This window comes from Micromonospora sp. NPDC049275 (assembly GCF_043197115.1).
Lineage (GTDB): Bacteria > Actinomycetota > Actinomycetes > Mycobacteriales > Micromonosporaceae > Micromonospora.
Map to the genome: position 1 here is coordinate 150,725 of NZ_JBICSN010000009.1, position 18,126 is coordinate 168,850.

Here is an 18,126-nt window from a genome sequence, read left to right on the forward strand (position 1 = left end):
GGGACCGGTCAGCCGATCTCGTCGGCCAGCAACCGGGCCAGCTCGGCGGGCTGGGAGAACATCGGCCAGTGGCCGGTTGCCATCGGGACCAGTCGCCACTGCTCGCCTGTCAGCAACGCGGCCACCGTGTCGTTGGGCTCCGGCCCGTCGAGCAGGCACTTGACGTACGTCGTCGGCAGCTCGCCCAGCGGACGCGCCAGCACGGCCGGCTCGGTAAGCGTGGCTCCCGGGTGCGGGGTGGCGCCCTTGAGCAGTCGGGCGACCTGCTCGTCGGTGAGCCCCTGACCGTCGAACTCGGACGCGTCGAGCGGCCGCCAGTCGCCGCCGTTGTCGGCGAGCACCGACTCGAACGCCGCCTGACCCTGCCACCAGCCGGACGCGAACGACTCGCCGTCGACAGGCACCTCCGCGTCGACGTAGACCACCCGGGTCAACCGGTCGCCGATCCGCGCGGCTGCCTGACCCACCGGGATGCCCGAGTAGCTGTGCCCGACCAGCACCACGTCACGCAGGTCGCGCCGCTCGATCTCGCCGACGACGTCCTGCACGTGGGTCTGCTGCCCGGCGGGCACGCCCTGCCTCTCGGCGAGACCGGACAGGGTCAGGGGAAGGACCTGGTGCCCGGCGGCCCGCAGCGCCGGCACCACCTCGTCCCAAGCCCACGACCCCAGCCACGCACCCGCCACCAGCACCACATCAGCCATGGCGCGAACCCTAGCGCCGACCCCTGACAGGCCGGTGGGTCACGGCCAGGTGCGGGCCTGGGCGTCGAACACCTCGGCCGGGCTCTCCACCGGCAGCACGCAGAGCAGGTGCCCGCCGGGCGCCCGCAGAATGCGGCACTCCAACCACTGCGACACCTCGGTGGCGCCCAGACCGATGAGCCGTGCGGTCTCGGCCGCCACGTCGTCGGTCTCGATGTCGAGGTGGTAGCGCGGCGCGTCGTCGACGGCCTGGACGGCGGTGACCAGGCCGGGCAACGCCTCGTGCAGACCGACGAACTGCGGCTCGGCCGGATGGGACCGAGTGCCGACGCCGAGCGCCGCAGACCAGAACTCCGCCGCCCGCGCGGCCTCCGCCTTCGGCGCGTCGATCAGCAACGCGTACACACGGCTTCGATGCATGCGAGGCAGGATATCGAGGACTCCTGTCCGCCGCCCGTCGTGGCGAGGCGGGCAGGGCGGTGATGCGCGGTATCCCCATGCCGAGCGCCGCGAAGCGCCGGCCTCGCCGGGTGCGCTCAGGCGGGCCGGTCAACCAGGGCGGCCAGCCGTTTGGGTGCCTGCACGCAGTAGCTCTCGGTGAGCAGCTCGCCGACCTCGGCCCAGTCGGTGGCCTCGTCCAGAATCATCCCCAGCACGTTCGGGCTCCAGTCCGGCTTGTAGAAGGGGTGCCCGCCGCTCAGGAGACCGGCGATCTCGTCGAGCGGCGACCGGAAGACAAGCAGGCAGGACGGCCGGTCGAGCGCGGCGGCACGCGCGAGCACCGCCTGACGGTCGGGGTCGACGGTGAGCACGTGGGCGAAGGTGCGTCGGCGGATCCGCCAGCGGGTGCCCACCCAGGCCGGCTCCTCGTACGTCTCCGGCAGCCCGCGGCAGATCGGGCGCAGCCGGTCGAGAACCTCGGGATCGACGTCTCCGGGTGCGGTCACGGGCAGGGACGCTAGCCGACGGGTACGACAATGACGCCCGCCGACGGGCGGCGGTGGTGTGCTCCCGATCCATCGGTCAGGATGGTCGGGGCGACGTCGGGCCGCCGCCCCGAACCGACACCCCAGCCCCGCCGAGGAGTTCCGTGCCGTCCACCCTGCTCTCCCGCCGTGACCTCGACTTCCTGCTGCACGACTGGTTGCGGGTGTCGCAGCTCGTCGAGCGTCCCCGCTACGCCGAGCACTCCCGGGAGACCTTCGACGACGCCCTGGACCTCGCCGAGCGGGTGGCCACCGAGCAGTTCGCTCCGCACAACCGCGCCGCCGACCTCGCCGAGCCGACGTTCGACGGGCAGCGGGTGCGGCTGATCCCGCAGGTACGCGCGGCGTTGGAGAGCTTCGCCGAGACGGGACTGCTCACCGCCGGGCTGGACGAATCGGTAGGCGGTCTGCAACTGCCACAGGCCGTCGCCGCCGCCTGCTTCGCCTGGTTCCAGGCGGCCAACGTGGCCACGTCGGCGTACCCGATGTTGACCCTCGGCAACGCGAAGTTGTTGCTGGCGCACGGCAGCGCCGAGCAGGTCGACACGTACGTGCGACCGATGCTGGAGGGTCGGTTCTTCGGCACCATGTGCCTGTCCGAGCCGCACGCCGGCAGCTCACTGGCCGACATCACCACCAGGGCCGAGCCGCAGCCGGACGGCACGTACCGCCTGTTCGGCACCAAGATGTGGATCTCCGGCGGTGACCACGAGCTGGCCGAGAACATCGTCCACCTGGTGTTGGCGCGGATTCCCGGCGGGCCGCCCGGGGTGAAGGGCATCTCCCTGTTCGTCGTGCCCAAGGTGCTCGTCGGACCGGACGGATCGCTCGGCGACCGCAACGACGTCGTGCTCGTCGGGCTCAACCACAAGATGGGCTTCCGGGGGACCACCAACACGCTGCTCAGCTTCGGCGACGGCGGGCACACCCCCGACGGTCGCCCCGGCGCGGTGGGCCACCTGGTCGGTGCGCCGCACCAGGGACTCGCCCAGATGTTCCACATGATGAACGGAGCCCGGATCGGCGTGGGCGCCGGCGCCATGGCGCTGGGCTACACCGGCTACCTCAAGAGCCTGGCGTACGCCCGTGAGCGGCCGCAGGGCCGGCCGGTCGACGCGAAGGACCCGGCGGCACCGCAGGTGCCGATCATCGAACATCCGGACGTACGGCGGATGCTGCTCGCGCAGAAGAGCTACGTGGAGGGCGCCCTGGCCCTGGTGCTCTACTGCGCCCGGCTGCTCGACGAGGAGCAGACCGCTCCGGAGCCTTCCGACCGGGAGCGGGCGCACCTGCTGTTGGACGTGCTCACCCCGATCACCAAGAGCTGGCCGTCGCAGTGGTGCCTGGCAGCCAACGACCTGGCGATCCAGGTCCTCGGCGGCGCCGGCTACACCCGCGACCACGACGTGGAGCAGCACTACCGCGACAATCGGCTCAACCCGATCCACGAGGGCACCCACGGCATCCAGGCGCTGGACCTGCTGGGCCGCAAGATGACCATGCGCGACGGCGCGGGCCTTCTCCTGCTGTCCGAGACGATGAGCGACACCGTCGCCCGGGGTCGTAAGGCCGGTGGCGAGGCCGCCGAGCTGGCCGACCGGCTGGCGGACGCGGTGGATCGGATCGCCTCGGTCACCCGCCGACTCTGGGCCGGCGGCGACCCGGCGCTCGCCCTGGCCAACGCCAGCGTCTACCTGGAGGCGGTCGGGCACGTGGTGATCGCGTGGATGTGGTTGGAGCAGGTGCTGGCGTTGCCGTCGCAGGAGGTTGGCGACGCCTTCCACGCCGGTAAGCGGCAGGCCGCCCGCTACTTCTTCACTGTCGAACTGCCCCGCACGGGCCCGCAGTTCGACCTGCTGGACAGCCTCGACCGGACCACGCTCGACATGCGCGCGGACTGGTTCTGAGGGCGGCCGGGCGTCACCGCCGGCGGGTCTGGTGGTGCATGGCCTGCCGGCCCTTGACCACGCCGAGGATGATCACGATCACCAGTGCGATCAGACCGATGATGATCAGCCAGCGGACCGCCTCGAGAATCAGCCCGAGCAGGATCAGCACGCCGGCGACCACGCCGACGACCCAGAGCATGGCGCGCATCTCGACCTCCCAGGACGGGCCGCGTTCGGATACGCGGGCCCGAGCCTCCCCTTCCCGATCCCGCCATCCCCAAACGAGCCCCCGGCCCCACCCTCCGCGATCGTGTGCCTGCTGTCCCCGCGAACCGGGACCCGGCGCCAAGACGAAGCGGGAGGAGCGGGATCAGCGGCGGGCCACGTAGACGGTGTTGGCGGACTCTCCGCCGGTGAGGGGGTTGGCGAACGGCACGACCTGCGCCCGCGCGGTGGCGAACACCTCGGTGAGCGCCGCGACGAACTCGTCGTCCGGCGGGTCGTCCGACCAGAGCGCGAAGACGCCCTCCGGGCGCAGCATCGCGGCGAGCCGGCGCAGCCCGTCCGGCGTGTAGAAGGGGGCGTGGCTGGGGTGCAGGACGTTGCGCGGCGAGTGGTCGACGTCGAGCAGGACGGCGTCGAACCGCCGCCCGGGGGACTCGGCGTCGAAACCGTCGTCGGCCGCCACGGCGGCGAAGAAGTCGGCTCGCGCGAACCGGGTCCGCGGATCCTCGGCGAGTCCGGCCGCGAACGGCAGCAGCCCTCGCCGATGCCATTCGATGACGTCCTCGACGGCCTCCACGACGAGCAGTGACCCCACCCGGGGGTCGGCCAGCGCGGTGCACGCGGTGTAGCCCAGCCCGAGGCCGCCGACCACCACGTCGAGGACGTCACCTGCCAGTTCGGCCAGGCCCAGCCGGGCCAGCTCGATCTCGGCGACGGGAAAGAGGCTGGACATCAGGTACTCGTCGTCGAGCTTGACCTCGTACACCTCGACCTGGAGTGCCGGATCGCGGCGTCGCCGCAGGCTGATCGCGCCGATCGGGGTTTCCCGCCAGGCCAGCTCCTCGAAACGCGCGCCCACGGGTGCCCTCTCGCCGCCGGATTCGTCCCCGGATGGTACCGGTCGGGGGCGGGGCCGCCACGCAGGGTCCACGGGACATCGACGCAGCGCATATCCTGTGGCCCGGTCGAACCAGCGGAAGGGACCTCATGCCGTCGCGGCAGGATCAGCTGCACTCCTACCAGTTCAGCGTCCAGCGGGCGGTCGCCGCCCTGGTGATGCGGGAGACCGACCCGGCTCAGTCGCCGTTTCGGCGGTTGGCGGGCGCGGGCCTGGCCAGCGTCCTCGTCGCGGCGATCGGGCTCGGGGGCTTCGCGCTCTACGGCCTGTTCGCCGGTGGCGGCACGGGGTGGCGCGATCCGGGCGCGGTGATCGTGGAGAAGGAGTCCGGCGCCCGGTTCGTCTACCGCGAGCAGAAGCTGCACCCGGTGCTCAACTACACGTCGGCGTTGCTGATCGTCGGTGCGGACCGGTCGAAGACCGTGTTGGTCTCCCGGCGGTCGATCGACGGGGTGCCGCGTGGCCTGCCGCTGGGCATCGCCGACGCACCGGACTCGCTGCCCGCCCCGGGCCGGCTCGCGGCGGCCGCCTGGACGGTCTGCTCGACTGCCGGCGGTGAGGACCCCCGCTCCGCGCTGCTCATCGGCACCGAACCCGACGGCGGTCGGTCGTTGGGCGACGACGCCCTGCTGCTGCGCCACCCGGACGGCGGCCTGCACCTCGTGTGGCACCAGCACCGGTACCTGATCCGCGATCCCAACCGCGTGCTGGCCGCGCTGGCCACCACTCGTTCCCGGTCGGTGCCGGTCGCGCCCGCCCTGCTCAACGCGCTCCCCGCCGGCGTCGACCTGGCCCCGCCGGCGCTGCCCGGCGAGGGTCAAGCCTCCACCCGGGTGCCCGGGGCCACGATCGGTCAGGTCTACCTGGTCCGTAACTCCGGCGGCGGTCGGCAGTACGCGGTGGCGCTCGACGGCGGGCTGGCCGGGATCACCGAGTTGCAGGCCGGGCTGCTGCTGGCTCGTACCGGGCAGGGGGAGTCGGAACCGATGACGCTGGGTCGGTTCGCCGCGCTGCCCACGATGCCCGACCTCGCCCCGAGCGGCCCCACCGCGCCGCCGCCCGTCCCGCCCCGGCTCGCGAGCTCCGACGACGCGGCGATCTGCGCCCGGGTCGGCGACGACGGCGGCGCGGGCGAGGTGCTCAGCGGCGTACGGCTGCCGGATCTGGCGGCCGTCCCCCGGACCGCGCCGAGCGGCGGCGCGGCGCTGGCCGACCATGTGGTGGTGCAGCCGGGTGGCGGCGCGGTGGTCGAGGCCGCCGCGGCGCCCGGCGCGTCCGGAGGCGCGGTGTCCGTGGTCACCGACCTGGGCCGGCGGTACGTGCTGGCCGACCGGGAGGTGCTGGCGATGCTCGGCTATCGCGACGTGCGACCGGTGCGACTGCCCGCCGGCCTGGTCAGCCTCGTGCCGGCCGGCGCCACCCTGGACCCGGCCGCCGCCCGAGCCGTCGCCGCCCCGTCCTGACGCCTGCCGGTCTGGCGGTCGGCCGGGCTTCCCGCCGGTCGGGGGTCAGGTGGCCGGGCGACGCAGGAGGCTGACCGCGAACGGGGCGTCGTCGCGCCACGGCCGCAGGTCCCAGGTGGCGAAGCGGTGCTCCAGGCGCAGCCCGGCGGCGACCGCGTCGGCGTCGAACGCGTGTAGCGGGTAGCCGCGTTCGGTGCCGAAGCCCACGGCCAGCACCCCGTCCGGGCGCAGGTGCACGGCGAGTCGGCGCAGCACCTCCGGCTCGGTGCCGGCGGCGACGAAGGCGAGTACGTTGCCGGCGAGGACTGCCGCGTCGAACGGCTCCGCCTCGCCGAGCGTCGGTAGGTCCAGTTCGGCCAGGTCGGCGACCAGCCAGCGCGGGCCGGGATAATCGGCGCGGGCGGCCTCCACCAGCGCGGGATCGGCGTCGACCCCGACCACTGTGTGACCCCGCTGGGCCAGCGCCGCGCCGACCCGACCGGTGCCGCTGCCGGCGTCGAGGATCCGCGAGCCGGGTGCGACGAGCGTGTCGACCAGCCGGGCCTCGCCGGCCAGGTCCGCTCCCTCGGCGGCGAGCTTGCGAAACCGGTCGATGTACCACTGCGAGTGCTCCGGACCGGTGTCGGTCGCCCAGCGGGTCGGGTTGGCCATACGGCCACCGTAACCGGACCGGTCGGGGCGCGACGGGCCGGTCCGGCAGGCGCACCGATCGGTGGCAGCTCGCCAGGGCGGTGCTCGGCGTGTCGACGCGCTCCGCTGCCAATGATCAGGAAACGGTGGGCGGGCGCTGAGCGGCGTCACGCCGCCCAGCGCCCGTACGCCCTCGCTCAGCCCTTCTCCGCGCCGCTGGTCAGGCCCTCGGTGAGGAGTCGCTCGCTGGCGAAGAAGAGGATCACGATGGGCAGGGTGAGGACGACCGACCCGGCCATCAGCACCGTCTTGGGCACCTCCACGCCGTCGGAGAGCAGCGACAGCCCCAGCGACACCGTCCACCGGTCCGGCTTGTCGACAAGGAACAGCAGGGCGAAGAGGAACTCGTTCCAGGCGATCATGAAGTCGTAGAGCGCGACCGCCATGATCGATGGCGCGGCGAGGGGCAGGCTGACCCGGCGGATGATGCCGAGTCGGCCGGCCCCGTCGATGGCCGCCGACTCCTCCAGACTGACCGGAATGGTCTCGAAGTAGTTCTTCAGCATGTAGACCGACACCGGCAGCGTCTGCGAGATGTAGACAAGCACCAGCCCGAACAGTGAGCCGCGCAGCCCGGCGAGGCTGAAGACCACGAACAGTGGGATCGCGATGACGATCGACGGGAACAGGTAGACGGCCAGGAACAGGAAGTCGACCTGCCGGCGGCCGAAGAACCGCAGCCGGGCCACGGCGTACGCGCCGGGGATCGCGACGAGCAGCGTGAGCACTGTCGCGGCGACCGCGACGAGGCCGCTGTTGCGGATGAACGTGAGGAAACCCTGGCCGCCGTCGTCGGTGGCCTTGAGCACCTCGGCGTACGTGGCCACGGTCAGCTCGCCGAAGCCGACGACAAGCGAGCCCGGGTCGAGCAGCAGCCGCTCGATGGGGCGCACCGAGAGCACGAGCATGTAGTAGAAGGGGAAGACGGTGACCACCAGGAACGCGGCGATCACCAGGCGGCGCAGCCAGCGCAGGCTCACCGTCTCGACCATGTCCCGGTCCATCAGCTCACCCTCCGTCCGAAGAAGCGCAGATAGATCAGCACGAAGACGATGAGCACCACTGCCAGCACGACCGCCTGGGCGGCCGCCGCGCCGATGTCGGTACGGGCGGTGAGGAACTCGTACACCCGGACGCTCACCACCTCGGTACCGGCGGCCCCGCCGGTGAGCAGGTAGACGTCGTCGAACTTGTTGAACGTCATGATGAAGCGCAGCACCCCCAGCAGGGCGATCACCGGAAGTAGCTGCGGCAGCAGGATGTGCCGGAACCGCTGGGTGGGCGTGGCGCCGTCGACCCGGGCTGCCTCCTCCAGCTCGCCGGGCACCGCCTGGAGCCGGGCCAGCAGGAACAGGAACGCGAACGGGAAGTAACGCCACGCCTCGAACACGATGACGGTGGCCAGCGCCGTCGACTCCTGGGTGAGGAACGGCACCGGCGCGTCCCAGCCCAGCAGGCGCTGCCCCCAGTGGTTGACGATGCCGAGCTGCGGGTCGAGCATCACCTGCCAGACGAAGGTGACCGCGACCACCGGCGCCACGTACGGCAGCAGCATGGAGGCTCGGACCAGCGTGCGACCGCGGAACGGCCGGCGCACCACGAGGGCGGCGACCAGACCGAGTGCGATCGACCCGACGGTGCCGCCGACGCTGTAGAGCAGCGTGACCCACAGCGTGTCGGCGAAGCCGGGGGTGTGCAGCACCCGGTCGATGTTGCTCATGGTGAACTCGCCGAACAGCCCGGTCTTGCGCAGGGTTGCCAGCCGGACCCGCTGGAAGGCGAGCACCACGGTCCACACGATCGGGATGCCGATGACCGCGATGGTGACGAGCAGGGTCGGTGCGACAAGCGCCAGCCCGGCACGGGACTCACGACGGCGCAGGGTCAGTGGTCGGCGGCGGGGCGGCGCCGGCCGCTCCTCGGTGGGGGAGCGGCCGGTGTCGGGGGCGGTGGTGGTCAATTGACGCCCGCCTTGATCGCCTCGACGTCCTTCTTGGCCCGGCCGGCGGCGGCCGCCGCGTCGGACTTGCCGGACACGAGGTCGCCCAGCACCTTGGGCACCGGTAGCTCGCCGAGCATGGCGCCGACCAGCTTGCCCTGCCCCTGACTGAGCCCCCACCGCTGGAACGTGTCCGGGCTGCTGCGCAGGGTGGCCAGGACCTCCTCGCCGTACACGTCGGAGAGGGGTTTCTTGGCGTCCACACCGGCCTGGCTGGTGTTCCACGCGGTGAGGAACGCCTCCGGCTCGGCCGGGGTGCCCTTGCGCACCGGGAAGCGGCCCTCCGGGGACATGCCGAACCAGCGCGGGTAGCCGTCGCCGAGCATGTACTCCACGAAGGACTTCGCGGGGTCGGCCACCGCGCCGTCCAGCACGGCCCACGAGCTGATCTCGCCGTACTGTGCGGGTTCGGTGCCGTTGGGGCCCTTGATCGCGGTGACGAACCCGCTGTTCTTGGCCAGGAACGTCGGGTCGGCCTGGCACTGCGGGCAGGTCGGCTTGGCGTCGTTACGCAGCCCGGCCAGCTCGTCGAGGATGAACGGCGACCAGACCACCATGGCGGCCTTGCCCGCGAAGTAGGTGGCCCGCGTGGTGTCCACGTCCTGCGCGCCCTTCACGGAGCTGGTGCGGATCAGGTCGCCGTAGAAGCGGAACGCCTCGACGCACTGTGGTGAGTCGAGCGTGACCCCACCGGAGTCGTCGGTGAGCTGGCAGCCGTTGGCGAGTGCCAGGTGCTCGAAGGTCTGCTGGGTGAACACGTCGCTGGGGGAGGTCGCCGCGGTGATGCCGGCGACGCCGCCGGTGTTCAGCTTCGCCGCCGCGGTGGTGATCCGCTCGTACGTGTCGGGGGCGGGCAGGCCGGCGGCGGCGAACAGGTCCTTGCGGTAGACGAGCAGCTGCCCCCACCCGTCGCTGGGCACGGAGAGCTGTTTGCCGTCGTCGGAGGTCAGCTCCAACGCTCGGGGCGAGAACGTCTGCTTGCCCAGCTTGTCGACGACCTCCGCGTTCGCCGAGGCGTGCAGCAGTTCGTTGCCGGCGAGCGTACGGATGCCGGCCAGGGAGACCGAGCCGACCACGTCGGGCAGGTCGCCGGCGGCGGCGTTGGCGGCGATGAGGGAGGGGAACTGGTCCTCGTTGACTGTCACGAGGTCGACCTGGATCCCGGTCTTCGCGGTGAAGTCCGCGATGATCGCCTTGGTGGCGGTGACGCGGTCGGCGACGTCCTCCAGGCTCCAAACGGTGATCTTTTTGCTGTTGCTGTCGGATTGGTCGTCCCCGCAGGCCAGCAGGGTGGACGCTGCCAGTGTCATGATCAGGGTGGTGGCGAGTATCCGCCTCGGAGGTGCTGACATCGGTGGCACTCCTCTCGAAGGGTACATGACGGATTCAACACGTTCGATTGATCAATAACAAGACATATTGCGATTTTGTGTCTATCCTGGAGCCCAGTGCTACCGGGATGTGACACATGGGCAACTGGGTGGTCTCTCTCGCCGGGCCTCGACGGATCAGCCTCGAGCCCTGCCCGCCGGATCCGCTCGGCCCCGGCCAGGTCCGGGTCCGCACCTGCTACTCGGGCATCTCCGCCGGCACCGAGCTGACCCTCTACCGGGGCAGCAACCCCCGACTCCGCAAGGACTGGGACGACGCCGCCCGGATGTTCGTCCCCCGCCAGACCCCGGTGCCCTACCCGCTTATCGGCTTCGGCTACGAGGAGGTCGGCGAGGTCGTCGAGGTGGCGCCCGAGGTCGTCGACAGGCACCCCGGGCAACTCGTGTGGGGCATCTGGGGGCACCGGGCCGAAGCGGTCCTCGCCGCCGGGGCGGTCTGGCCGCTCCCCGCCGACCTGGACCCGCTCGCCGCGGTCTTCGCCCGGCCGGGGGCCATCGCGCTCACCGCCGTGCTCGCCGGTGACCTGCACCTGGGCGACTGGGTCGGCGTCTTCGGGCAGGGCGTCATCGGGCTGCTCGCCACCCGGCTCGCCGCGCTCTCCGGCGCCCGGGTGGTGGCCGTCGACCGGGTGCCCGCCCGGCTGGCCCACGCCACCCGCTACGGCGCACGATCCACGGTGGACGTGGCGACCCAGTCCGCCGCCGCCGTGCTGCGTGACCTCACCGGCGGCCGGGGCGCGGACGTCTGCCTGGAGCTGTCCGGGGCGTACCCGGCGCTGCACGAGGCGATCCGCTCCACCGCACACGCCGGCCGGGTCGTGGCCGCCGGCTTCTACCAGGGCCAGGCCGACGCGCTCGGCCTCGGCGAGGAGTTCCACCACAACCGCATCCAGCTGGTGGCCGCACAGGTCTCCGGGCCCACCCCCGCGCCGGGCATGGCCGGCCGGTGGACCGGAGACCGGGTCGCGCAGACCTTCATGGAGCTGGTGGCCGAGCACAGCGTCGACCCGTTGCCGCTGGTCAGCCACATCGTCGACGCCAGCGCGGTCGCCGACGCCCTCGCGCTGCTCGACCGCGGCGCCGGTGACGTCCTCCAAGTGGTGTTGAGGTTCTAGATGACCACCATCGCGCTGGCCTGCCAGGAACAACTCCTGCCAGGCACCAACCTGATCCAGAAGTACGCCCTCGCCACCGCGCTCGGCTACCAGGGCATCGAGCTGCGCGGCCGCGGGAACCTCGCGTTCGCCGACCGCCTGCCCGAGCTGCGCCGCGCCCGCGCCGCCGGGGTGGTGATGCCCACCGTCTGCGTCGAGATGGACCACTTCATCGGCGACTTCGACCCCGCCCGGTCCGCCGACGCCGTCCGCAACCTGCGCTCACAGCTCTCGGTCATCGCCGAGCTGGGTGGCGTCGGGGCGATGACCCCGGCCGCGTGGGGCATGTTCTCCCGGCGGCTGCCGCCGTTCGAGCCGCCACGCCCGCCGGCCGGCGACCGCCAGGTGCTCCTCGACGCCCTCGGCGCGCTGGGCGAGCACGCCCGCGCCGAGGGGGTCACCCTCTTCCTCGAACCCCTCAACAGGTACGAGGACCACATGGTCAACCGGCTCGACGAGGCGGTCGCCCTCTGCGCCGCGCTCGGGCTGCCCTCGGTGCGGGTCGTCGCCGACACCTTCCACATGAACATCGAGGAGGACGACGTGCACCGGGCGCTGCGCGCCGCCGCCCCGTACCTCGGGCACGTGCAGGTGAGCGACTCCAACAGGTACCAGCCGGGCACCGGTCACCTGGACTGGCCGGCGCTCGTACGGACCCTGCTCGAGCTGGACTACCGCGGCTGGCTGGCCCTCGAGTGCCGGCTGCGCGGCGACCCGGTCCGTGCCCTGCAACAGGCCGCGGCGGTGCTGCGGCACGCGCTGCCCCGGCGGGCCGCCGCATGACCGGCGGCGCCGTCCCCACCCGCACCGGCGGGTCCACCGACCTGGCCGGGCTGCGTCGGCTCGCCGTCGCCACCCTCGACGCCAACTGGGAACACGACCACACCGTCCCGTCGCGCACCCTCTATCCGCACCAGTGGAGCTGGGACTCCGCGTTCATCGCCCTCGGGTGGGCCCACGCGCGTCCCGAGCGGGCCTGGCAGGAGCTGACGAGCCTGTTCCGGGCGCAGTGGGCCGACGGGCGGGTGCCGCACATCGTGTTCAACCCGACGCTGCGCGTCGGCGCGTACTTCCCCGGCCCGGAGCTGTGGCGCTCCGCCGACGTCGAGGGCGCGCCGGCGGTGGACACCTCCGGCCTGGTCCAGCCGCCGGTGCACGCGCTCGCCGCGCTGCTGGCGTACCGGCGGGCACCCGATCCGGCCGGGCTGGCCGCGCTGCGTCGGCTCTACCCGGCGCTTGTCGCCCAGCAGCGGTACCTGGCCGAGCGGCGAGACGTCGCCGGCGACGGCCTGGTGTGCGTCGTCCACCCGTGGGAGTCCGGTCTGGACAACAGCCCCGCCTGGGACGAGCCGATGGCTGCTGTCGACGCCAAAGCGGCGGTCATGCGCGCGTACCGTCGGCACGACACCGCGCACGCCGACGCCGCGCACCGCCCCACGGACCTGGACTACGCGCGCTACCTGGCGATCGTCACGGCCTACCGCGACCACGGCTACGCCGACCGCGACCTTGCCGACGGCCATCCGTTCCTTGTGGAGTGCCCGCTGTTCAACGCGGCGTTCGGGGCGGCCGAGCACGCGCTGGCCGAGATCGCCGCGCTCACCGGCGCCGACCCCGCCGCGCACCGGGCCCGCGCGGACCGCGTCACCGAGGCGTTGGTACGCCGGCTGTACGACCCGCGCACGGGCACGTTCCAGCCCCGTGACCTGCGCACCGATCGGCTCGTCGGCGCGCGTACCGTGCTCGGGCTCGCACCCCTGATCCTGCCCGGCCTGCCCTCCCGGCAGGTCGACGCGCTTGTCGTCGAGGCCCGGTCGCCGCGCTTCGGGGTGGTCCGGTGGATGGACCGGCCGCTGCCCACCTACGACCGCACCGCGCCCGACTTCGAACCGTTGCGCTACTGGCGCGGGCCGAGTTGGCTGAACATCGGCTGGCTGGTGCGGCACGGCCTGCTGACCCACGGCCACCCGGAGCTGGCGGCCGGCCTGCGCCGCTCGATGATCGACCTGGTCGCCGGGGCGGGCTGCCACGAGTACTTCCACCCCGACACCGGCGTCGGGCTGGGCTCACCGGCGTTCGGCTGGACCGCCGCGCTGCTGCTCGACCTGCTCGCCGACGAGCCGGTGCCCTGAGCGGTCCGTCGGCTGGTAGCGTGCCCGGTCCTGACGGCCGGGAGGGGTGGCGTGCGCGAGATCGACAAGGTGGCCTGGCTCGGGTACGCCGACCGACACCGGACCTCCCCGGTCGACCAGCTCATCTTCGACCACCTGCGGGACGCGGACCTGCTGCGCTGAAGGATGTTCCGTCCCGCGGTGCCGATGGCCGTGCTGGTGGCTGGGCTGCCGTGCTGGCCGCGCCGTTTGGCGTCGGTGGCCCGGGGTAAGCGCGCGGCGTGACCGACAGCGCGGGTGGCGACGGGTTTCCGCACTTCATCGACGCGGTGTCCCGACGGTCCGGCCTACCGACCGAGCAGGCCGCCGCGCTCGCCCGCGCGGTGCTCCAGACGATGGCCGACCGAGTAACCGGTGGCCCGCCGGACGATCTCACCGAACACCTTCCGGACGAGGTCGACGGCTACCTGGACGGCGCGACGACGAGCCCACCCGCGAACCCGGCTGGCCCGCCTGCGGGGGTGGCGGGCTGGTCCGCGGACCCGGCTGGCCTGCCCGGGGACCTGGCTGGCTCGTCCTCGGACCCGGTTCCCGCTCCGGTCACCGGCGTCGACGGGCTCGACACCGGTGTGGGCCTCGAGATCGGTGGGCCTGCCGCAACGCCGGCGCCGGGGGACGCCGGGCCGGCGGAGTTCCTGCGCCGGGTGGGCCAGCGCGCCGGGGTGGACCAGGCAACGGCACGGGCCGGTACCGGAGCGGTCTTCGCGACCCTGCGGGAGGCGGTGACCGTACGGGAGTTCCGGGAGATGGTCGCGCGACTGCCCCGCGACGACGATGGCGGCGCCGCGACCGGTTCGCCCACCCTGCCCGACCCGTTCACACCCTGACCCGCGCCCACGCCGCCGTCCGCGCTCCAGGCCACAAGGTCCACTCGCCTTCCTGCACATCGGGGCATCCCGAACCCGGGGATACCCCGATGTGCAGGAACCTGAGTCGATCAAGCCTGCGACGGGCGTCTAGGCGTCGGCGTCGGGCAGGTCCTCCGGCTCGGTGACCCACGCGGAGAAGACCGGCACCCCGTGCCACGGCCCGGTGGCGCCGTCGGCAGTGGTGTCGGTCGCGACGGCCACCACGGCGTACGGGTGGCCGAAGCGCAACTCCGCCGTGCGGGCGACACCCTCCGGCGGCAGGCTGACGGTGCCGAACATGCCTGTCACCGCCGCCGCCTCGAAGCCGTACCGGCCGTAGCGGGCCATTGCCACCTGCCGTGCCTCGAAGCCCTGCACCGGCTGGGCGAGCGCCGTGGCCAGCGCCGCCGTGGCCGCCGGGAAGCCCAGCGACTCGGCGGTCAGGTCGTGCTCGCTGCGGGCCGACCAGCAGGGGAGCACCGCGCTGTGCCGTTCCTCGCGGCCGTCACGGGCGCGGGTCCGGACCCGCTCCTCCCGCAGCGTCCACAGCGCGGTCTCGCCCAGCGGCAGGTCGAACAGCGAGCGCCCTCCGGCCGGTCGCGCGCCGTCGGCCGCTCCGGCGCTGAGGTCGTACGCGGCGGCCAGCACATCGGCCGGCGGGACGTGCGGTGCGGCGGCCACCGAGAGCACCACCAGTCCCGCGCCGTCGGTCGCCTGGGCCGGTGCGGCGTGCACGATCACGTCGCCGGCCCGTGCGGTCGTGACGATGGCGCACCGGTGGCCGTGGCTCGGGCTGCGCAGGACGCGCCGTAGGTCGCGCGCCCAGGCGCTGGCGGGGCCCAGCGCGCGGGCGTCGGTGACCTCGAACGGCTGCGCCCAGGAGATCCGGGTCGCGAGGGCACTGGCGAGGGCGAACACGACGTCCGGGTGGACCTTCAGGGGAAACGTCTCGATCAGGCCGTCGGTGTGCTCGCGTGCCCACGCGTCCAACCCGGCCTGGTCGGGGAGCGTCCCGACCTCGGTCGCCGTGGGCAGCGCGGCCCGCCACCCGGCCGGCTCGCCGGTGAGGTGGCCCGACCGGAGCCAGAGCGCGGTGGCCGAAGCGACAAGCGGGTGCGGCGCGTCGAGCAGCGTGCGGGCAACCTCCGCCGCGCTGGCCAGGTCCGTGCCCAGCGCGTCCGCCAGCCGTCCGATCGCCGAGTCCGGCCCGGTCGCGGCCGCCACGTCGGTGGCCGCCGTGGGCTCGGTCGCCGGTTCCGGTCCGGTCGCCGGGTCGGCGTCGGCCGTCGCCGCGCTGAGGGCGAGCAGCAGCCAGGCGCCGAGCGGGGAGGCGACGTGGTGCCGGTCCCCGATCGTGGCGTGCAGCCGCTCGGCGTACGCGGCCAGCGGCCCGTGCAGGTCGGTCGTCATGCCCCCACTCTGCCCGCCGCGCCCCACTCCGGCATCCTCGCCGCCGCGACTCAGGACCACAGTTCGAACGGCTCGTCGATCTCCTCGCCGGCCAGGAAGGGCGTGACCAGCCGGGGGAGCTGCCCGGGGTAGAACCGTTGCCGACTGGCCACCATCTCCGCCAGCGGCCACCAGCGGAAGCCGAAGTAGTCCTCGCGCTCGTAGTCGAGCCGGTCCGCCTCGTCGACGTCCGGGCCGGGCCCGGTCAGCCGTACGGCGACGATCACCTCGTCCTGGACGTGGCGCAGTTGGCGGTGCAGGAAACTCGCCCGTCGTCGCCAGGTCGGCGCGCCCACCTCGTCGACGGTCACCACGATGCCGGTCTCCTCGCGCAGCTCCCGCACGGCCGTGTCCCGGTACGTCTCACCGGGGTCCATGCCGCCGCCGGGCAGCTCCCACCACGTGCCCAGCCGCGGATGGTCCGGGTCGCGGGTGTGGAACAGCAGCACCCGGTCGGTGTCGTCGAGGACCACCACGCGCACCGCGCGCCGCTGGAGGATCGGCAGGTCGTCGGGTAGTTCGTCCATCGGGCCAGTCTGCCGCAGAGCGCCGACTCCGGCGGTCCGCGCCGGGGCCGGTAGGCTGCCCGCCGTGGCTGGTCTGTTGAGGAACGTGGCGCAACGCATCTCCCGGGTGGGCGCGGTCATCCCGTCGCCCCGGCGTACCGGGCCGGCCCCCGCGCGGGTGGCTCGTCCCCGTCAGGTGAGCGCGTTGCAGCGTCGGGAGCTGACCTACGCGCCCGAGCGGGACGGCCAGGCCGATCCCGGCGAGATCGTCTGGACCTGGGTGCCGTACGAGGATGACCCCCGCCAGGGCAAGGACCGTCCGGTGCTGGTGGTCGGGCGGCACAGCCGGACGCTGTTCGGGCTGATGCTGTCCAGCCAGAGCGAGCGGGACGGGCAGCGGCACTGGTTCGCGCTCGGCCCCGGGGAGTGGGACCGTGACAAGCGGCCGAGCTGGGTACGCCTGGACCGCGTGCTCACCATGCGCGAGGACAGCATCCGCCGCGAGGGCGCCGTGCTGGACCGGCCCCGGTTCGACCGGGTCGGGCAGGCGCTGCGCGCCAACTACGGCTGGCGCTGACCGTACTCCTGCCGGCCACTCCCGTAGGTGTCAGTCGGATGCCCTTCAGTGCCTGTCGACCTGCCCCAGGAATGGGGCGCGCGTCCGAGTACGGCGGGCGCGCTCTCAGCCGGCCCGGCGAGCCCTCGGGCCGCCTGGGCGGGTTCGTGATGGCGGCCTGGTCGGTGGTGGCGTGGCCCGAGCCGGTTCGTGGCGGCGACCCTCGCCCGTTGTGGCGACGGTCGGGAGTTTGTGGCGCGGCCCCGAATCGGGCACGTCCGGTGGGTCGGCGGTAGAAGATCGCCGCGGCCGCCCCACGAATGGGGCAGCTCGACAGGCTGAGTAGGTGTGCATCCGGGAAGACCCGATCGAGCCGGTGCACTCTCGTCGAGCGTGCCGGCTCGTGCGTGCCGCCAGGGCTGGCGGGCGGTCGACGGTCAGGCGGGTTCACGGCTCGGGCCGACCGCGGCGCTGCGTGCGTCCGGCGGGGGGTACGGCTGCTCGGCGAGCAGCCGGGCCAGGTGCGCGCAGTTGAGCGCCAGTGCCTTGGTGGTGCGGCCGGTGGTGTCCGGCTTGGGACCGACGTCGCGGTAGTCCACCGTGTGCAGCGCCTCGCCGACCCAGTAGGTGGCAGCGGCGGCGGGGCAGGTGAAACCGACCTCGTTGAGTGCCTGCTGCACCTGACCGATGGTGTGGTGGGCGCCGTCCTCGTTGCCGACGACCGCGACCCCGGCCACCTTGCCGTAGGTCAGGAGTCGGCCCTCGGCGTCGGTCTCGGAGAGTTCGGCGTCGAGGCGTTCGAGGACCATCTTGCAGACGCTCGCCGGCTGTCCGAGCCAGATCGGTGTGGCGATGATGAGCACCTGTGCAGCCAGCAGCTTGGCACGGATGGCGGGCCAACCGTCGCCGTGCCCCTCGTCGGTCGACACGCCGAAGCGAACGTCGTGGTCGACGACCCGGACCAGTTCGCCGTCCACCCCCTGCGCGGCCAGCTCGGCCAGCACCTCCCGGCCGAGCTGTTCCGAGCTGGACGGGGCCGGTGACGGTTTCAGGGTGCAGTTGAGTACGAGCGCACGGATGCTCGCCATGTCTGTTCCTTCCGGCCGTCGGGCAGAGCGCTGATCTGCCCCCTCATACCCGGGCACCGGCCCGAATCACGCCAACAAAGGAGGCGACACATCCCTGGGGCCGGTGGCA

Annotated in this window: 19 protein-coding genes; 7 read left to right on the forward strand and 12 right to left on the reverse strand. The window is 72.9% G+C overall.

Annotated elements, in window-relative coordinates:
- Positions 1-8: 8 nt before the first annotated feature.
- The 3 genes from ACGFIE_RS24670 to ACGFIE_RS24680 all read right to left on the reverse strand — a co-directional run bounded on the left by ACGFIE_RS24670 (position 9) and on the right by ACGFIE_RS24680 (position 1,651).
- Positions 9-704, reverse strand: coding sequence for an alpha/beta fold hydrolase (locus tag ACGFIE_RS24670; protein ID WP_393298467.1), 696 nt, complete (start codon positions 702-704; stop codon positions 9-11).
- A 39-nt stretch (positions 705-743) separates the two neighbouring features.
- Positions 744-1,124 carry a VOC family protein gene (locus ACGFIE_RS24675; RefSeq protein ID WP_393298470.1) on the reverse strand — a complete coding sequence of 127 codons (381 nt, stop codon included), beginning with the start codon at positions 1,122-1,124 and terminating at the stop codon, positions 744-746.
- 116 nt (positions 1,125-1,240) lie between these two features.
- Entirely contained in the window at positions 1,241-1,651 is a 411-nt protein-coding gene (locus tag ACGFIE_RS24680) for an MmcQ/YjbR family DNA-binding protein (protein WP_393298473.1), read from the reverse strand.
- Between the two features lie 143 nt (positions 1,652-1,794).
- On the opposite strand from ACGFIE_RS24680, the gene ACGFIE_RS24685 reads away from it, so the two are divergent.
- Positions 1,795-3,597 carry an acyl-CoA dehydrogenase gene (locus tag ACGFIE_RS24685; protein WP_393298476.1) on the forward strand — a complete coding sequence of 601 codons (1,803 nt, stop codon included), beginning with the start codon at positions 1,795-1,797 and terminating at the stop codon, positions 3,595-3,597.
- Positions 3,598-3,610: 13 nt separating this feature from the next.
- Here the strand turns inward: ACGFIE_RS24685 and ACGFIE_RS24690 are convergent, their stop codons facing one another.
- Both ACGFIE_RS24690 and ACGFIE_RS24695 read right to left on the reverse strand, forming a co-directional pair.
- On the reverse strand, positions 3,611-3,787 hold the full coding sequence (locus ACGFIE_RS24690; RefSeq protein WP_007459256.1) for a hypothetical protein: 177 nt from the start codon (positions 3,785-3,787) through the stop codon (positions 3,611-3,613).
- Positions 3,788-3,949: 162 nt separating this feature from the next.
- Positions 3,950-4,663, reverse strand: a complete 714-nt coding sequence (locus ACGFIE_RS24695) for a spermidine synthase (protein WP_393298479.1) — start codon at positions 4,661-4,663, stop codon at positions 3,950-3,952.
- Positions 4,664-4,791: 128 nt separating this feature from the next.
- On the opposite strand from ACGFIE_RS24695, the gene eccB reads away from it, so the two are divergent.
- Positions 4,792-6,165 carry a type VII secretion protein EccB gene (gene eccB, locus ACGFIE_RS24700; RefSeq protein WP_393298482.1) on the forward strand — a complete coding sequence of 458 codons (1,374 nt, stop codon included), beginning with the start codon at positions 4,792-4,794 and terminating at the stop codon, positions 6,163-6,165.
- Positions 6,166-6,210: 45 nt separating this feature from the next.
- Here eccB and ACGFIE_RS24705 read toward each other — a convergent pair whose 3' ends face one another.
- The 4 genes from ACGFIE_RS24705 to ACGFIE_RS24720 all read right to left on the reverse strand — a co-directional run bounded on the left by ACGFIE_RS24705 (position 6,211) and on the right by ACGFIE_RS24720 (position 10,206).
- The gene (locus tag ACGFIE_RS24705) at positions 6,211-6,816 is read right to left on the reverse strand and encodes a class I SAM-dependent methyltransferase (RefSeq protein WP_393298485.1); all 606 of its coding nucleotides are present in this window, start codon (positions 6,814-6,816) and stop codon (positions 6,211-6,213) included.
- Between the two features lie 176 nt (positions 6,817-6,992).
- A complete protein-coding gene (locus ACGFIE_RS24710; RefSeq protein WP_234588159.1) occupies positions 6,993-7,859 on the reverse strand; it encodes a carbohydrate ABC transporter permease in 867 nt (288 codons plus the stop codon).
- Positions 7,859-8,815, reverse strand: a complete 957-nt coding sequence (locus ACGFIE_RS24715; RefSeq protein ID WP_393298488.1) for a carbohydrate ABC transporter permease — start codon at positions 8,813-8,815, stop codon at positions 7,859-7,861. Before ACGFIE_RS24715 ends, ACGFIE_RS24710 begins: the two co-directional genes overlap by 1 nt.
- Positions 8,812-10,206, reverse strand: coding sequence for an ABC transporter substrate-binding protein (locus ACGFIE_RS24720; protein WP_393298491.1), 1,395 nt, complete (start codon positions 10,204-10,206; stop codon positions 8,812-8,814). Before ACGFIE_RS24720 ends, ACGFIE_RS24715 begins: the two co-directional genes overlap by 4 nt.
- A gap of 116 nt (positions 10,207-10,322) precedes the next feature.
- Between ACGFIE_RS24720 and ACGFIE_RS24725 the strand changes: the two genes are divergently transcribed.
- From ACGFIE_RS24725 to ACGFIE_RS24740, 4 genes are all read left to right on the forward strand, one after another.
- Entirely contained in the window at positions 10,323-11,360 is a 1,038-nt protein-coding gene (locus tag ACGFIE_RS24725; protein WP_393298494.1) for a zinc-binding alcohol dehydrogenase, read from the forward strand.
- A complete protein-coding gene (locus tag ACGFIE_RS24730) occupies positions 11,361-12,182 on the forward strand; it encodes a sugar phosphate isomerase/epimerase family protein (protein ID WP_393298496.1) in 822 nt (273 codons plus the stop codon).
- Positions 12,179-13,531, forward strand: coding sequence for a hypothetical protein (locus ACGFIE_RS24735; protein WP_393298499.1), 1,353 nt, complete (start codon positions 12,179-12,181; stop codon positions 13,529-13,531). Before ACGFIE_RS24730 ends, ACGFIE_RS24735 begins: the two co-directional genes overlap by 4 nt.
- Before the next feature lie 260 nt (positions 13,532-13,791).
- The gene (locus tag ACGFIE_RS24740) at positions 13,792-14,397 is read left to right on the forward strand and encodes a DUF2267 domain-containing protein (protein WP_393298502.1); all 606 of its coding nucleotides are present in this window, start codon (positions 13,792-13,794) and stop codon (positions 14,395-14,397) included.
- 129 nt (positions 14,398-14,526) lie between these two features.
- On the opposite strand, the gene ACGFIE_RS24745 is transcribed toward ACGFIE_RS24740, so the two are convergent.
- Together ACGFIE_RS24745 and ACGFIE_RS24750 are read right to left on the reverse strand one after the other, a co-directional pair.
- Positions 14,527-15,828 (reverse strand): hypothetical protein, encoded by a 1,302-nt coding sequence (locus tag ACGFIE_RS24745; protein WP_393298505.1) that lies wholly within the window; start codon positions 15,826-15,828, stop codon positions 14,527-14,529.
- Between the two features lie 50 nt (positions 15,829-15,878).
- Entirely contained in the window at positions 15,879-16,394 is a 516-nt protein-coding gene (locus tag ACGFIE_RS24750; protein ID WP_393298508.1) for an NUDIX hydrolase, read from the reverse strand.
- Between the two features lie 64 nt (positions 16,395-16,458).
- On the opposite strand from ACGFIE_RS24750, the gene ACGFIE_RS24755 reads away from it, so the two are divergent.
- Positions 16,459-16,950: a type II toxin-antitoxin system PemK/MazF family toxin gene (locus ACGFIE_RS24755; protein WP_393298511.1), complete on the forward strand. Its 492-nt coding sequence runs from the start codon at positions 16,459-16,461 to the stop codon at positions 16,948-16,950.
- Between the two features lie 416 nt (positions 16,951-17,366).
- On the opposite strand, the gene ACGFIE_RS24760 is transcribed toward ACGFIE_RS24755, so the two are convergent.
- Complete coding sequence (locus ACGFIE_RS24760; protein ID WP_393298514.1) at positions 17,367-18,017, reverse strand: flavodoxin family protein; 651 nt, start codon at positions 18,015-18,017, stop codon at positions 17,367-17,369.
- Positions 18,018-18,126 lie beyond the last annotated feature (109 nt).

Excerpts from the sequence above, each read along its gene's own strand:
- eccB (WP_393298482.1), top strand. The coding sequence starts at position 4,792 with ATGCCGTCGCGGCAGGATCAGCTGCACTCCTACCAGTTCAGCGTCCAG.
- ACGFIE_RS24750 (WP_393298508.1), bottom strand. The coding sequence starts at position 16,394 with ATGGACGAACTACCCGACGACCTGCCGATCCTCCAGCGGCGCGCGGTG.
- ACGFIE_RS24745 (WP_393298505.1), bottom strand. The coding sequence starts at position 15,828 with ATGACGACCGACCTGCACGGGCCGCTGGCCGCGTACGCCGAGCGGCTG.
- ACGFIE_RS24735 (WP_393298499.1), top strand. The coding sequence starts at position 12,179 with ATGACCGGCGGCGCCGTCCCCACCCGCACCGGCGGGTCCACCGACCTG.
- ACGFIE_RS24705 (WP_393298485.1), bottom strand. The coding sequence starts at position 6,816 with ATGGCCAACCCGACCCGCTGGGCGACCGACACCGGTCCGGAGCACTCG.
- ACGFIE_RS24720 (WP_393298491.1), bottom strand. The coding sequence starts at position 10,206 with ATGTCAGCACCTCCGAGGCGGATACTCGCCACCACCCTGATCATGACA.
- ACGFIE_RS24675 (WP_393298470.1), bottom strand. The coding sequence starts at position 1,124 with ATGCATCGAAGCCGTGTGTACGCGTTGCTGATCGACGCGCCGAAGGCG.
- ACGFIE_RS24725 (WP_393298494.1), top strand. The coding sequence starts at position 10,323 with ATGGGCAACTGGGTGGTCTCTCTCGCCGGGCCTCGACGGATCAGCCTC.
- ACGFIE_RS24730 (WP_393298496.1), top strand. The coding sequence starts at position 11,361 with ATGACCACCATCGCGCTGGCCTGCCAGGAACAACTCCTGCCAGGCACC.
- ACGFIE_RS24670 (WP_393298467.1), bottom strand. The coding sequence starts at position 704 with ATGGCTGATGTGGTGCTGGTGGCGGGTGCGTGGCTGGGGTCGTGGGCT.
- ACGFIE_RS24760 (WP_393298514.1), bottom strand. The coding sequence starts at position 18,017 with ATGGCGAGCATCCGTGCGCTCGTACTCAACTGCACCCTGAAACCGTCA.
- ACGFIE_RS24690 (WP_007459256.1), bottom strand. The coding sequence starts at position 3,787 with ATGCGCGCCATGCTCTGGGTCGTCGGCGTGGTCGCCGGCGTGCTGATC.
- ACGFIE_RS24710 (WP_234588159.1), bottom strand. The coding sequence starts at position 7,859 with ATGGACCGGGACATGGTCGAGACGGTGAGCCTGCGCTGGCTGCGCCGC.